Here is a 14,548-nt window from a genome sequence, read left to right as displayed (position 1 = left end):
GGATAATTATTCTCATTTTTATTAGCTGTAAGTTGCTGATCATGAAATCTCTGTTTAAATATTCTCTTTTGGCCGTCGCTATTTCAGGTGCTCCTACAGTTTCGGCTAACGATCTGGATGTTGGTACTAAGAAAACAGTAGCGACACATAATCAAAGCCAACAATCACAAAAACGCATCGATAATATTGAGCAGAGCACTCAAGTTGCAGTTGATGAATATCTCACCAACGAGCGTCTGTCGGATGTGACCGAAGCGTACAATGCGCAAGTAGCTTTACTGATTGAGTCGCAGAAAAAAGAAGTTTTAGATTTAGAAGCGCAAATCGCCTCCATTGAAGAAACTGATAAGGCCGTTTTACCTATGTTGAACCAGATGGTTGAAACATTAGGTAAATTTGTAGCGCAAGACACACCTTTCTTACGGTCGGAACGTAACGAGCGTTTAGAGAAACTTGAGGCGCTCTTGCTTCGCGCTGATGTGAGCGTGGCAGAGAAGTACCGTCAGATTCTTGAGGCCTATGCTGTGGAAGTGCAGTACGGTCGTACATTCGAATCGTATAAAGGTGCATTAGCTTCAAATAATGGGCAGCAGGTTACATTCTTACGTTTAGGGCGAGCTGTACTGTACTACCAGTCGCTAAATGGTGCTGAGAGTGCACTATGGCAGCCTTCTTCACAGTCTTGGCAGGCGCTCACTGATTCTCAGAATTTAGAACTTACTAAGGCTATTCAAATCGCTCGGCAGCAGCAGGTGCCAAGTTTGTTGAATCTTCCTCTGCCTAAACTGGAGCGATAATGATGTTGAAACAATTCGGTTTAGCCGCAGTCCTTGGTTTTAGCTCGCTACCAGTATTTGCAGAAACTGCGCCGCTTAAAGGTTTACTTAACGACGTAAAACAGATTAGTAGTACCGATACGGCGATCAACCGCCAACGTGAAGCAGAATTCAATGCTGATTTAAGTAAACAAAAAACGCTTCTAGCGAAAAGTAAGGCTCGTTTAGCCGCTGCTGAAGCAGAGCAGGAGCGCTTAAAAGCTGAGTTCGATGCGAATGATGAACAGCTTGCTGAATTAGAAGCAGCACTACAACAACGTTCCGGCCAACTAGGTGAAGTATTTGGTGTCGCTAAAGAGTCTGCATCTGAATTAGTACCCGTTCTGATGGATTCAATGACCAGTGCTGATAACCCTGGCCGTTTAGATCAACTTTCATTTGCTGATTCTAAACGTGTACCCAAACTTCAGGACCTACAAAGCCTTTGGTACCAGCTGCAGCTCGAAATGACTGCCACCGGTGAGATCAAGCAAGTGACAGTGCCTGTTGTAAATCGGGAGGGTGTTACTGCTGATACAGAGGTTTTGCGTATAGGTACCTTTGCCGCTGCTACTCGTGATGGACAATTCTTACATTGGGATCTGCAGCAGCAAAAACTGTCGGTTTTAACGACTCAACCAAGCGGTGGTGCTCAACAAGATATCGTTGATTATCAAAATGGTACTAATGCGGATGTTTTGATCGATCCAAGTCGTGGTCAGCTATTTGCGCTGTTGGATCGTATGCCAAAGCTTATTGAGCGACTGCATCAAGGCGGTGAAGTAGGTTACCTCATCATGGGCTTAGGCTTGATTGGCTTGCTGGTGGCTTTCTGGCAGATGATGCGTATGACCAAAACTGAACTACAGGTTCGAAAGCAACTGGCTCAACCTGCGCAATTAATGGATAACAATCCGCTTGGACGAGTTTTGCAAGCTGTTAGCCGTTCCAAGCTCGGTTTAGATCAACTTGAAATGAAAGTGGATGAGCTAATCCTCAAAGAAGTTCCAAAAATCGAGCAGGGCCAAAGTATCGTTAAGCTACTAGCAGCCGTTGCTCCGCTTTTAGGTCTTTTGGGTACTGTTATCGGTATGATCGCGACCTTCCAGAGTATCACTCTGTTTGGTACCAGTGACCCTAAATTGATGGCGGGTGGTATCTCTCAAGCATTGATGACTACCGTTTTAGGTTTGGTAGTCGCAATACCGTTGCTCTTCTGTCATAGCTATTTGACGAGTAGAAGCCGCCGCATCACTCAGTTGCTTCAAGAGAAAAGCTTAGGCTTGTTGGCAACTGATGAATCTATTGCAAAAGAAGAGAAGAGCACTCATGTGGCCTAGTCTTCATGATTGGATGTTTGCCTTAGGGCAATTTTTCCAAACCGGAGGGTGGGTTCTCTATCTGATTCTATGGGTAAGCTTTCTTATGTTCACCCTTATCCTTGAACGGATCAGCTATAGAGTATGGGCTTATCCCAAGCAGAGAGCCTCGTTGTTAGATTATTTGCAAGGTCAAAGCTCCCCAGTTAAAAAATTGAGTGCTGTTTGTGATCTGGACTTAGCTTTGAAAAGCCAATTTCAGATGATCAAAAACCTAATAACTTTATGTCCGTTGATTGGTTTGTTAGGCACGGTGACTGGCATGATTCAAGTGTTTGATAGCCTTGCTTTGTACGGTACAGGCAACCCTCGAATGATGGCCGCAGGTGTGGCTAGCGCAACATTCCCGACAATGACGGGGATGGCAGTCGCTGTAGCGGGGTTACTTTTTTACAACCGTTTATCTAGATGGTCTGAAGCGGAAAGAAACCGCTTGCGCCGAGTGTTACATGAGGAGTCTGCAGCATGAGACAGCGAGTCAATTTAACTCAGCAGCAGGATGATGCCGAAATCAATATGACACCTATGCTGGACGTGGTGTTCATTATGCTGATCTTCTTTATCGTATCGACTTCGTTTGTGCGTGAGGCAGGCATCGATATTAATCGACCTACCGCTCAAACCAGTGAAAGTCAGAGCAAAACAGCGGTTCTAGTTGCTATTTCTGCAAACAATGAAATTTGGGTCGATCGCAAGCCAGTTGATGTGCGTATGGTGCGACCAGCTATTGAGCGCCTGAAAAGCGAACAATCTGAAATCAACGTTGTTATTCAGGCGGATGAACAAGCGACTACCGGTCAACTGGTTAAGGTAATCGATCAGCTACGCTTAGCCAATGTCAACTACACAGTAGCAACTCAAGCAGGTTCGCAATAATGCTACGTGCTTTAGTCGTTGCCCCTGGGGGCCTGTTATTAGCCATATTGCTGTTTTATGCATTGGCCATGGTTTCCGGAATTGGCAAACAGGTTGAACCTGAGAGTGTTATAACGCCTGATCTTGATTTCTTAATGGTTCGACAAGAAAGTGATATTGAGGCCCGTACTCGCGAATTACCGCCAGAGCCGGAAGAGATCGTTCTAGAAACTCAGCCGGAGATGCCACAGGTACAACAGCAGGTTGTGCCTATTACCAGCACGCCTGTGACGGCCGTTGATATCCCAAACATTGATGTTGGAATTAGCGTCGCACTTTCACCATCGCTAAATAACCTAGCTGTACCGACGCCTGAGCTGGTTTTAGATACGAACCCTACCGCAGTCAGTCAGGTGCCGCCGAGTTACCCTAGAAGGGCATTGCGCCGTAAAGTTGAAGGTAGTGTGACGGTGGAGTTTTTGGTGACTGAAGCTGGCACGGTGAAACCAGACACGATTAAGGTTATTGAATCTAATCCAAAAGGCACTTTCGATAACGCTGTTATTAAAGCGATTAAGCGTTGGCGTTTTAAAATCAAAACCGTAGACGGTCAAGCGGTGAAGTTTAAAGCACGCCAGGTTTTGGAATTTAAACTCGATAAGTAAATAGAACTGAATAGAACAGTTTAGAAAAATGTTGCGATCATTAATTACAGTTTGTTTTTTGTTGTTTGCTCTTCAGGGGCATGCGGCGAAACCTGCTCTATCTGCTTATGAATACAAACAGCTAAATGCTGCCTTTAAATCAATGGAGGCGGGGCAATGGAAACAAGCGAATCAGCAATTGTTGGCTGCTGAGCAAAAGGTTAAGTCTGATTATGCTAAAGCGCTTGTGCAGCATAATCTTGCTCAAGTTGCCCTCCAGCAGGAGCGTTATTCCTCTGCAATAAAATATCTGAAAGCGACCCAAGCTTTAAAAGCCTTGCCTGATGCACAGCAGATTAATCTATTGCGGACTCTGGGTCAGCTCTATTGTATGCAGGAAGCTTGGAAAAGCTGTGTTTCTAATCTTCAACAGTGGATGGCTAGCCCTGGGGTTTCGGTAAAAGCGAATGACCATTTGATGATGGCTCAAGCTTATAGTCAGCTGAAGCGTTGGAAATCCCTGTTACCGCACATCACTAAAGCGATTCGTTACAAAGGCATTGCACCAGAAAGCTGGTATCAGCTGAAAATAGCGGCGCATATTGAGCTGAAGCAGTGGAAGCAGGCAGCTAAACAGCAGCAAGTTGTGATTCAACATTACTCCTCTAATCCCAAGCAATGGCGTCAGTTGGTTTCTCTGCAAATACAAGCAGGGGATCGAAAATCTGCACTGGCTACTCAGCGATTGGGCTACGAACGGAAGTTGTTAGTGTCAGCCAAGGATTATGAGCTACTCGCGCAATTAATGCTTCGTTCGGGTATTCCTTATCATGCCGCTAGAGTAATCGAGCAAGGTTTCCAAAAAGGTGTGATCAAGCAAAACAGCAAAAACTTAAGGCTGTTAAGCAGTGCTTGGATTCGGGCGCAAGAGAAGCCTAAGGCGATTAACGTGCTTTCGAAGCTAAACAGTATCGCACCAAGTGAGAAAGTATCTTTACAGCTGGCGCAGATTCAGCTGCAAGAGAAACGGTGGGATCAAGCAGAGAAAACGCTTGCTAATCTGTTGAAGCGCAAACCTATAAAAGTAGCTCAGATTAAGTTGATGCAGGGTATCGCTCAAATCAATCAAAAGCATTTTGAGCAAGCGAGAATATCTTTAGCAGCGGCAGAAGGCGATGCTAAATACGGGAAAATGGCAGCGAATTGGATTCGGTATCTAGACCAGATGGAAATGGATCTTCAGGCAAAAGGTTGAACCTATGACATCAGCACCGGTTAAGGCCCTTGAAGGGATCAAGAATTTTAATCCAGCACGTATCCTCTTGATCGAGGATGATCGCGAGGTAAGTAACTCTGTTTCGGAGCTGTTAAAAAAACAGGGCTACCATACGGTTCAAAGCTTCACCGGAAGGGAGGGTTTGGTTACCGCTATAAATCAGAACTTTCATCTGATTCTTCTAGATAAAATGCTACCTGAATTAGATGGTTTAGAAGTTCTACAGCGTTTACGCAAATATCGCGATACTCCCGTTGTTATGTTGTCTGCTTGTGGTGCTGAGCAAGATCGTATTGAAGGGTTTAAGGGTGGTGCGGATGATTATCTGCCAAAGCCGTTCAATATGACTGAGCTGTTGCTTAGGGTTGAGGCGTTACTTCGACGAAGTAAACCTAACAAAATTGATAAATCCGATGGCGTTTTAGCAGACGGTGCTATTAAGCTAAATTCCAAGAAAAAATGTTTACAGTCAGATGACGGCGATATTGAACTGACACCGATCGAACATGATCTTTTAAAAACATTTATCACCCATAAAGATGAAATACTGACAAAGCCTTATCTTTATCAGTTAATTCTGAGTAAGCCTTTTAGTCGTTACGACCGAAGTTTAGATATGCATGTTAGTAATCTTCGCTCGAAGATGGCGGGACTTGTTGACGAACAGAAGATTAAAACGGTTCGTGGTCAAGGATATTGTTATCAATGAGCCGGAGATTATTCTGGCAGCTTAGCTTTAGCTTATTGGCTGTATCATTGATTATCTTTTCTAGTCTTCACCATCTCTCTTATGAAGTGACTATTGGGATGACTGAAATATCTGAAGATAGTCAGGAGAGGTTAAAATCTTTAGCTAAGGACGCTGGCGAGCGATTTAAAACTGAAGGCGCAAAATCTGTTCTCCAACTCACGGAGCAAGTCGAAAAAGATTTACGTACCTGGTCTGCATTAGTAACTGCAGATAACACCATTATCTCTAGTCAACCCATTCCTGAGGCTTTACAAAGCAAAATAGGCTTTCAGCGATATGTGTACTGGCCAGTTCATGAATTCATGGAAAATGTGCTCATTGGAATTCCTTTAGAACAGCAAACCGGTACCTTTGTAATTGAGCTACCAAGAAAGATGTATCCAAAGGTTGATACTGATCTAGTGCACAGCCTACTGACCATTGTAATTCCTTCTTTCATCATTCTGATTTTTTGCTGGATAGCCTATAGATACCTAATGCGGCCTTTAGAGGCCTTAAATCAGGGCACCTTAAAATTAGCTTCAGGCGATCTTTCTGCACGTGTGTTGCCAAATCTGCCTGATAATCGTAAAGACGAATTAACCCAAGTTGCCGAATCTTTTGACAGTATGGCTGCAAGGGTAGAGCGTTTGGTTAATTCTCAGAGACAGCTTTTGGGTGATCTATCGCATGAATTGAGAACTCCGCTGACGCGAATCGGGCTAGCGATTGAGATATGCCGGGATGATCAAGAAAAATCTAAGGAGCTTTTACCTAGGCTTCAACGTGAAGTAGATCAAATGCATCAGTTGGTTGAAGATGCGTTGACCCTAGCATGGCTAGATGGAGATCCAGAAGTTGAGCTAAGTGAAGCGTTTAATCTAGCTACCTTACTGGATCTGATATGTGACGATGCGCTTTTTGAATACTCTGGCCGAACACTAATCCGTAACTATGCTAAAACTCTGAACGTTTCAGAATCATCGCAACAAGCGCTTTCTCAAGCATTAGAGAACGTGGTAAGAAATGCGATGAAATATAGTCCCGCTGATCAACCCGTTGAGCTGACTTGCTCTGAAAAGGGTAATGAGCTGAATATCTGTGTATCTGATCGGGGACCGGGTGTGCCCGAAAATGATCTTGTTAAGATCTTCGACCCTTTTTACCGTACTGATAAGGCCCGCAGTCGTGATGTTGGCGGGGCTGGATTAGGTTTAGCTTTATGCCAGCGGCAAATTCAAATGCTGGGTGGTTCTATCAAGGCGAGCCTGAACCCATACGGTGGGCTGGATATCAATATCAAGCTACCTCGTTAAATAAAACCCTCCAAATATTAGCGTTATTTTTGTAAGAAGTGTAAATCTTGTAACTGCTACTTTGTATCTAATGAATAATGCACTCGATTCGCATTTAGATTAAGTGGTATGAATAATGAAAACGCATATTTGCGCTAAGAAATTGCCATTGGTTTTAGCCATTGGTATAGCAACTCAAACATGGGCAGATTCGTCAGCAGTTGAAGGTCAAAAAGTACAAGTTTGGGGTACTCAGATCAGTAATGCTTCGACGATGTTGAGTGATGATATTGAGATTAAGCAAGCAGACCATCTGAGTGATCTGCTTCGAAATCAGGCAGGTGTAGATATAGGTGGTGCTCATTCCCTTAATCAGCGAATCAATATTCGTGGTATGGAAGACTACGATCTTGATATTACGATTGATGGAGCAAAGCAGAACAACAACGTTTACCACCATATGGGTAACTTGTTAATTAATGCGGATATTCTAAAAGCTGTTGATCTCCAGGTAGGTACCAACTCAGTTTTGACTGGTGGCCTTTCAGGTGGCGTCGCTTTTGAAACAAAAGATGCAAAGGATCTTTTGCGTGATGGTCAGCAAGTAGGCGCACGTATCAGTGCTGGCTATGCTAGCAATGATTACCATAATTATTCTGTTACTGCCTATGGCCAACTAAACGATCAGTTAGACGCCATTGTTTACTTCAATGACGTAAACCGCGACAACCCGGAAGATGGCGCAGGTGTTGAAAGCGTTGGTAATGACGGTGATATTAAGAATGGCTTAGTTAAGTTTGGCCTTGATATTAATGAGTCTAACCGCATCGAATTGAGTTATGACAAGTACACTGATGAAGGTGACTATGCGCCTCGTGCTGATATGGGCGCTGCGACTAATTCATCAATCACAGGTACGACTGTATACCCAACAGAATTTGAGCGTCAAACAATCACTCTAGGTTACGAGCTTGATCTTGGTGACATGCTGAACCTACGTGCCACTGTCTACGAAAACGATATGAATTTATGGCGTGACGAGGACGATAACACTTTTGCAACCTATCGTTATCGTGAAGGTGAAGCGAATCACCGTGGTGTGAATGTTCTTGCTGAATCTATTATTTCAGGTGAAGAGCTTACGCATAATGTCCGCTATGGTTTTGAGGTTTACCGTCAGAAAACCAAATTGCAAGATGATTCGGTTACTGTAAACACCGAAAAAGCAAAGTCTTACGCAGCTTACATTGAAGATGAAATCGAATTTTCTAACGGTCTAGCGCTGACACCGGGTGTTCGTTATAACCGATATAAGCTAGATACAGCTGTATCTGATGAAACATTTACTGAAACAACATTTGGTTTGAATGCTGTTTATCCGCTAACTGACGCTTGGTCTGTACGAGCGAGTGCTACAGAGCTTTTCCAAGGGCCTAACTTATCCGAAGTGTTCGTTCCCGCATCTACTGTAGAGAATACCGAATTGAAGCCTGAAACAGGTTTAAACTCGGAAATTGGTATCACCTTTGAAGATCGTCAACGTTTTGGTTTGGATCGATTGAATTTTGCTTTAACCATCTTCCGTACAGATGTGGATGATTACATCGATGATGGTAGTAATGCTCTGCAAAACATTGGTGACTATCGTATCCAAGGTTTTGAAACTAGCTTAGGTCTAAGTAAAGGTAACTTTGATGCTCGCTTTACTTATGCGCATTCAGAATCAGCTAATGATGTCACGGACGAGCCATTAGGCCGCCAAGTGGGTGATAGCATCTCTTTGGGACTTGATTACCACATGCCAGCACAAGATCTAGCGGTTAACTGGACCTCGCTTGTAACGATCAAAGAAGAGCACTTTGATAAACCATCTTATGATGTACATAACATCTCCGCTCGTTGGACACCAAAGCAGGTTGATGGTCTTAATCTGACCTTCGGCGTAGAAAATATCTTTGATGAGCATTACACATCCCATGCTTCACGTATCGGTGACAGTTTTCACCCTCTATTTGGTGACCTTCACCTAAACGATTACGAGCCTGGTCGTAACTTTAAGTTAACTGCGGCTTATACGTTCTAATCTATCCCTTCCCCCTTCAGGGATTTAAGGTGGCAGCGCTCTACGAAGTAGGGCGCTGCTTTTTCTGTAAAGATTGTAACGATATTAAAGCCTTATAAAGAGAATCGTTTATCGTAATGGTTTTGATTCTCTTTTGTCTTTCCAATGAACCAGATCCTTACACAACAGCCAAACGTGAAGACTCAGTCCAAGTCTAAATCTAAATCCCAGTCGAAATCTAAGTCTAATCGGTTGGTCCGCTGGCTTCATAGTTATACCTCTATGTTCATGCTCGTGATCATGCTTTTTTTTACGGTCACGGGTATCACGTTAAACCACCGAGATTGGTTTGAAAGTGCTGATGCTCCGAAACAGTTAACGGTAGATATGCCAGATTCTCTTTTAGTTGAGGGGATATGGGATACAGAACCGCTTGACCAGGCTAATCAGCTGCGTAAATGGCTTAGTGCTGAGCATGGCATCTATGGCAACAAAGTAAGTTACGAATGGGAAGCAGAGGAGCGTTTCCTCGTTATAGATATTAAACGTCCAGGTGGTTACAGCATCGTAGAGGCCGACGTTGAAGCCGGTGAAGTCATCGTTGAGCAACAAAATTACGGTGTTGTTGCGACGTTAAATGATCTTCATATGGGGCGATACAGTGGCGAGTTGTGGCGCGGATTTATCGATATTTCCGCACTGCTGATGCTGATTTTTACTTTAACTGGCTTTTGGTTAGTCATCCCGCAAAAGAAAAAACGCAACAAGCTCTTTGCTATGAGCCTTATTGGTACCGGCTCAATGGCACTTGGTTATGTTTGGCTTTTGATGGCTTAAGGAAATTTAATGAAAAAACTAATGTGCGCAGCATGTTTCAGCGTAGGGCTAATGAGTCATTCAGCCATTGCCGCAGATACACATCAAATTGAGTTAACCATCCCGCAAATAGCGACGTCTAAATATCAGCGTCCCTTTGTTGCTGTATGGGTAGAACAAAAAGGCCAGCGCAAAGCGGTAAGTACTATCAGTGTTTGGTTTGACGATAAAAAATGGCTTAAGGATATCCGTCGCTGGTGGCGTAAAGCGGGTCGCTATGGTCAAGCGGTAGATGGCGTGACAGGGGCTACCCGTGCTCCTGGTGGCTACACATTGAAATGGGATGGAACCGATAACCAAGGTAAAGCACTTCCAGCAGGGGAATACACTCTGTATTTAGAAGCGGTTCGTGAACACGGTGATCGTACGCTGTTGAAACAGAAGGTTTCCTTAGGTGAGGGACAACAGGTTTATAAACTGGATGCCGGTGCAGAGCTAGGCCCAGTTAGTATCAGTATTGGAGAGAGTAAATAATGATGATTAAACAACTAGGCCGCACAATTAAAGGATGCCTTTTAGCGAGCGCTTTAGGCGTGTCAGCAGTAGCTCAAGCACATCCATTATGGATATTGCCAAGTGAATTTACTGTATCAACGGAAGAGGGGCAGGGTGAATGGATCACTGCTGATGTAAGTGCCTCTCATACTGTTTTTGGTTTTGATAAAGGTGTGCCGCTAGATCACTTCCTTGTTTTTTCTCCTGATGGCGATCGCAACGCGCTGGGCAGTTATTTTAAAGGCCATCGTCGTAGTGTATTTGATCTGTATATCGATCAGCCTGGTACTTACAAAATCGAAGGTAAGCGCCAACCTTACTATTTTACTAGCTATAAATCGGGTAAGCGTGACACCCCTAAGCGCATGATGGCGGATAAGATCGAAGCGAAAGAGCGTCTACCTAAAAATGCTCGCGATGTTTCTACCTTATTGATCGATATGGTAACTGCAACGTACATCACTAATAACGCGCCTACAGACCTTGTGACTGAGGTCAAAGGCAAGGGATTAGAGATGCAGTTAGATACACATCCAAACGATATTGTTGTGGGTGAAGAAGTTGAATTCACCATGCTATTGGATGGTAAGCCAGTGGCGGGTGTTGATGTTGAAGTGACTCCTGCTGGAACTAAGTACCGCAGCGAACGTGGTGCTATTCCGGTTACTACGGCTAAAGATGGCAAAATCATCTTCACACCAGAGCAAGCAGGCCCATGGTTAGTTGGCGCTGATTTAAAAAGCCCAATTAAGAGTGATCTGGCTGACTACCAATATGCGATCCGTTTCGTAAGTTTTGAGGTTTTACCTGAGTAATGCTTAAAGCAACAAAATACGGACTAATAGGGATATTAATGAGCGCAAGTGCATCTGCACTTGCGCATTATCCAGTTATGACTTGCGAGCAAGAATCGGCTGAAATTCTATGCCATGTCGGTTTTAGTGATGGCACTAAAGCAGTGGGTAAGCCAGTTAAGCTCTATGACTACGATGAGACCTTACTGGTCTCTAAAAAAGCCGATAAGTTCTCTCAAGTTCGCTTCATACAACCTGAAGGTGAGTTCTATATTCAGTTCGATTCCGGACATGAGTTTCCGGTAGAGGTTGATTATGGCGAGCTTTAAAACCTCAGCACTGGAAGGAGACGGAACTGTTGAGGTTGTTAGGCCTGATAATGGACGTATCGAGAGTTACTGGTTGATCGGCAGTATCGTGATCATTCTTTCTATCGCAAGCTACGTTTTGCAGAATAATCAGGCTCCGAGTTTAGCGCCGCAAAAACATCTTGAGCTTGATGTTGAAGGCAAAGCAGTTTTGACCGCCTTAAGAAATGCTGCCGATGAGATTATGTTTCTATCCGATGATGGCAGTCTTCCTGCGGTTTCAGAACTGATCGAACAAGAACTACCGCCGTTTGCTGACAGTAACGGTACTTTCGCTGCCTACTCGTGGAACCTTCTCGATTCTGTTTGCTATTTCGGTCGCTCCTCCAAAGAAGGCTCCCGCGAGTTTGTCTTGAAAATACACAATGATCATTCCGAGATCTATTGGCGACAAACCGCTGTAAATACTCCAAATTGCGATCAGTTAACAAACTGGGAAACGGCTTCCACTCATGATTAAGCGTTTAATTACATTTTCTTTATTTTTGTTTTCCAGCGCGTTGATGGCAGAGCCATTGAAGGTTGGTATCACGCTACATCCATACTACGCCTACGTTGCTAATATCGTTAAGGATAGAGCGGAGATTGTTCCTTTGGTTGATGCCGGTTTTAACCCTCATAGTTATGAGCTTCAACCAGCCGATCTCAAACGTTTAATGACCATGGATGCCTTGGTGGTGAATGGCATCGGGCATGATGAATTTGCGTTTAGAGCACTTGAAGCGTTGGAAGCTCAAAACGGTAAGCAGCGTAAAAAGATTAAGGTGATTCTGGCTAATCAGGATGTACCTCTATTAGCTGCCGAAAATACCGTTGGCGCCTGGAACCCTCACACTTTTGTGTCGATCAGTGCGGCTATCCGTCAGGTCTATACCATTGCTAAAAACCTTGGTGAATTAGACCCAGATAATGCCAAGTTCTATAAGAAAAATGCGGTGCAATACGCGCGCAAGCTTAGAACGCTGAAGAACCAATATACCCAAGCGCTGAACGGCTTAGATTTGAGTGGTATTCGCATTGCGAGTACCCATAACGCTTACGGTTATTTTTTGCAGGAATTTGGAATCGGCATCGACACAGTGATCGAGCCTGCCCATGGGGTAGAGCCAAGTGCGAGTCAGCTTCAAGGAACGATCGACCGTATTCGTGATGCCCAAGTACAAGTGCTATTTACCGAGCTAAACATGGATTATCGCTATGTGGAGACGGTAGAAAAAGCAACGGGGATAGGGCTGTACCATTTTTCACATCTGACATTCGGCGAGTACGACGCTGAACTTGTTTATCGTGAGATGGAGCACAACTTAAAAACTTTAGTTAAGGCGCTTAAAAGTGCATTGGCCGATGAAGGAGCCGCATAATGGGGCCTTCAATTAAGTTGGATAATGTAAGCCTGAGCATTGCAGGTAATCAGATTTTATCGCCTATCTCAGCTGAATTATGTGCCGGCAAAATGCACCTGCTGGTTGGTCCTAACGGTGCAGGTAAAACCTCGTTGCTAAAATCCATGTTAGGTTTAACTCCCCATCAAGGCGAAATACAACGCGCTTGGATGAATAAAGCGCAAAGGCCTGCGTACATCCCGCAACAGCCGCGATTTGACCAAGTCTTACCTGTAACAATTTCAGACTTCCTCATTGCCGGTTTAAGCCGCAAACCGGTGTTCTTTCGTCGACGTACAGAGACTCAAGATACTGTTTTGGAATTATTAGAAACCGTTGGCTTACAGGGCAAAGCAGAACTACAACTTGGACAGTTATCTGGTGGTGAAAGGCAGCGCTTGATGTTTGCGCAAGCGCTAAGCCGATCGTCAGATCTTTGGTTCTTAGATGAGCCCATGACGGGTCTAGATGCTGAAGGCCAAGCATTGATTACTGATCTGATGCTCAATCTTCGAGAGCAAGGTAAAACCCTGGTGGTAGTTCATCATGATATGGGATTTGTCAGAGAACATGCCGATAACGTGTTGCTTATTAACGGCGGTTTAGTTGATATGGGGCTTCCAAGTGAAGTCGATCTTGGCATTGTTGGGGCTTCATTTGATTCATCCTCAAAGAGAGAGATGGAGGCAGTAGCCTGATGGAAGCATTACGCAACTGGGCCTTTGAAATGCAGGCTCAAGGTACGCTGCCAAGCATCTTCGAATATGGATTTTTGATCAATGCCTTAGTAGCTGCACTCATTATTGGTCCTCTTCTTGGGGGCATGGGCAGTTTGGTGGTAATCAAACGTCTGGCTTTTTTCTCTGAAGCAGTAGGTCACGCAGCTTTAACAGGTATCGCGATTGGTATCTTGTTGGGCGAGCCTGCAGCGCATCCTTATGCGTCGCTATTTAGTTTCTGTCTTATCTTTGCCTTGTTGCTCCACTGGATCAAAAGCCGTACTCAAGTACCTTATGATGCACTTGTTGGTGTATTCCTAGCAGTGGCTATCGCAATGGGCGCAGCCTTGCTGCTTTATGTGGCGCGTAAGGTGAATGTTCATATTCTTGAGAACGTATTGTTCGGCTCGATACTGACCGTGCAGGATCAGGATCTCTTCATTCTCGCGGTGATAGGTGCAATTTGTCTATTACTAACGGTTTGTTTCGGTAATCAGGCTTTGCTTGCTTCGTTGAACCCAGAGCTGGCGCAAGTGAATGGTATTAACACGCGTTTGTTCGATTATGCATTTGTTGTACTAATTGCTCTAATTACCGTTGCGGCCGTGAAAATTGCCGGAGCTATTCTTGTAGGGGCGATGTTGTTGATCCCAGCAACAACCGCTCGTTTAATTACCCGAAATATCAGACAGTTCTTCTGGACCAATATCCTGCTTTCAACCATTTGTTGTTTGGCCGGAATCATCTTACCTATGGCCTTAGAGCTACCCGTACCATCCGGGGCGGCTATTGTGTTATTGGCCAGTTTGGGATTTGTGTTGGCTGTTATTACTAATCGTATTCGTAGTTTTGCTTAGA

Annotated in this window: 17 protein-coding genes; all 17 read left to right on the top strand. The window is 44.3% G+C overall.

The features are described from left to right. Positions 1–41: 41 nt before the first annotated feature. The 17 genes from ACMXYW_RS09365 (at position 42) to ACMXYW_RS09285 (ending at position 14,547) form a co-directional block, all read left to right on the top strand. Positions 42–797 (top strand): DUF3450 domain-containing protein, encoded by a 756-nt coding sequence (locus ACMXYW_RS09365; RefSeq protein WP_415903849.1) that lies wholly within the window; start codon positions 42–44, stop codon positions 795–797. Next, a complete protein-coding gene (locus tag ACMXYW_RS09360) occupies positions 797–2,155 on the top strand; it encodes a MotA/TolQ/ExbB proton channel family protein (RefSeq protein WP_415903848.1) in 1,359 nt (452 codons plus the stop codon). Before ACMXYW_RS09365 ends, ACMXYW_RS09360 begins: the two co-directional genes overlap by 1 nt. Beyond that, positions 2,145–2,663: a MotA/TolQ/ExbB proton channel family protein gene (locus tag ACMXYW_RS09355; protein ID WP_415884324.1), complete on the top strand. Its 519-nt coding sequence runs from the start codon at positions 2,145–2,147 to the stop codon at positions 2,661–2,663. Before ACMXYW_RS09360 ends, ACMXYW_RS09355 begins: the two co-directional genes overlap by 11 nt. Further along, positions 2,660–3,070 carry an ExbD/TolR family protein gene (locus ACMXYW_RS09350; protein WP_415894120.1) on the top strand — a complete coding sequence of 137 codons (411 nt, stop codon included), beginning with the start codon at positions 2,660–2,662 and terminating at the stop codon, positions 3,068–3,070. The genes ACMXYW_RS09355 and ACMXYW_RS09350 overlap by 4 nt, the downstream gene beginning before the upstream one ends. Next, on the top strand, positions 3,070–3,714 hold the full coding sequence (locus ACMXYW_RS09345; protein ID WP_415903847.1) for an energy transducer TonB: 645 nt from the start codon (positions 3,070–3,072) through the stop codon (positions 3,712–3,714). Before ACMXYW_RS09350 ends, ACMXYW_RS09345 begins: the two co-directional genes overlap by 1 nt. Positions 3,715–3,742: 28 nt before the next feature. After that, positions 3,743–4,948, top strand: coding sequence for a tetratricopeptide repeat protein (locus ACMXYW_RS09340; protein ID WP_415903846.1), 1,206 nt, complete (start codon positions 3,743–3,745; stop codon positions 4,946–4,948). 4 nt (positions 4,949–4,952) lie between these two features. Continuing rightward, positions 4,953–5,678, top strand: coding sequence for a response regulator transcription factor (locus ACMXYW_RS09335; RefSeq protein WP_415900883.1), 726 nt, complete (start codon positions 4,953–4,955; stop codon positions 5,676–5,678). Then, a complete protein-coding gene (locus ACMXYW_RS09330; RefSeq protein ID WP_415903845.1) occupies positions 5,675–7,015 on the top strand; it encodes a sensor histidine kinase in 1,341 nt (446 codons plus the stop codon). Before ACMXYW_RS09335 ends, ACMXYW_RS09330 begins: the two co-directional genes overlap by 4 nt. Positions 7,016–7,130: 115 nt before the next feature. Then, positions 7,131–9,077, top strand: a complete 1,947-nt coding sequence (locus ACMXYW_RS09325; RefSeq protein WP_415903844.1) for a TonB-dependent receptor domain-containing protein — start codon at positions 7,131–7,133, stop codon at positions 9,075–9,077. A gap of 279 nt (positions 9,078–9,356) precedes the next feature. Next, positions 9,357–9,893: a PepSY-associated TM helix domain-containing protein gene (locus tag ACMXYW_RS09320; RefSeq protein ID WP_415903843.1), complete on the top strand. Its 537-nt coding sequence runs from the start codon at positions 9,357–9,359 to the stop codon at positions 9,891–9,893. 9 nt (positions 9,894–9,902) lie between these two features. Further along, entirely contained in the window at positions 9,903–10,406 is a 504-nt protein-coding gene (locus ACMXYW_RS09315; RefSeq protein WP_415903842.1) for a DUF2271 domain-containing protein, read from the top strand. Next, positions 10,406–11,242, top strand: coding sequence for a DUF4198 domain-containing protein (locus tag ACMXYW_RS09310; RefSeq protein WP_415894715.1), 837 nt, complete (start codon positions 10,406–10,408; stop codon positions 11,240–11,242). Before ACMXYW_RS09315 ends, ACMXYW_RS09310 begins: the two co-directional genes overlap by 1 nt. A gap of 38 nt (positions 11,243–11,280) precedes the next feature. After that, the gene (locus ACMXYW_RS09305; protein WP_415903841.1) at positions 11,281–11,550 is read left to right on the top strand and encodes a hypothetical protein; all 270 of its coding nucleotides are present in this window, start codon (positions 11,281–11,283) and stop codon (positions 11,548–11,550) included. Continuing rightward, on the top strand, positions 11,537–12,049 hold the full coding sequence (locus ACMXYW_RS09300) for a DUF6162 family protein (protein WP_415903839.1): 513 nt from the start codon (positions 11,537–11,539) through the stop codon (positions 12,047–12,049). Before ACMXYW_RS09305 ends, ACMXYW_RS09300 begins: the two co-directional genes overlap by 14 nt. After that, positions 12,042–12,950: a metal ABC transporter solute-binding protein, Zn/Mn family gene (locus ACMXYW_RS09295; RefSeq protein WP_415884336.1), complete on the top strand. Its 909-nt coding sequence runs from the start codon at positions 12,042–12,044 to the stop codon at positions 12,948–12,950. Before ACMXYW_RS09300 ends, ACMXYW_RS09295 begins: the two co-directional genes overlap by 8 nt. Continuing rightward, positions 12,950–13,669, top strand: coding sequence for a metal ABC transporter ATP-binding protein (locus ACMXYW_RS09290; protein ID WP_415903837.1), 720 nt, complete (start codon positions 12,950–12,952; stop codon positions 13,667–13,669). The genes ACMXYW_RS09295 and ACMXYW_RS09290 overlap by 1 nt, the downstream gene beginning before the upstream one ends. Next, positions 13,669–14,547, top strand: coding sequence for a metal ABC transporter permease (locus ACMXYW_RS09285; RefSeq protein WP_415903453.1), 879 nt, complete (start codon positions 13,669–13,671; stop codon positions 14,545–14,547). Before ACMXYW_RS09290 ends, ACMXYW_RS09285 begins: the two co-directional genes overlap by 1 nt. The last annotated feature ends 1 nt before the right edge of the window (position 14,548 follow it).

Origin of the sequence: Neptuniibacter sp. QD48_55, assembly GCF_047778115.1 — a bacterium.
GTDB lineage: Bacteria > Pseudomonadota > Gammaproteobacteria > Pseudomonadales > Balneatricaceae > Neptuniibacter.
Note: the sequence above shows the minus strand (reverse complement) of the source record. Positions and strands in the feature narration are given on the sequence as shown.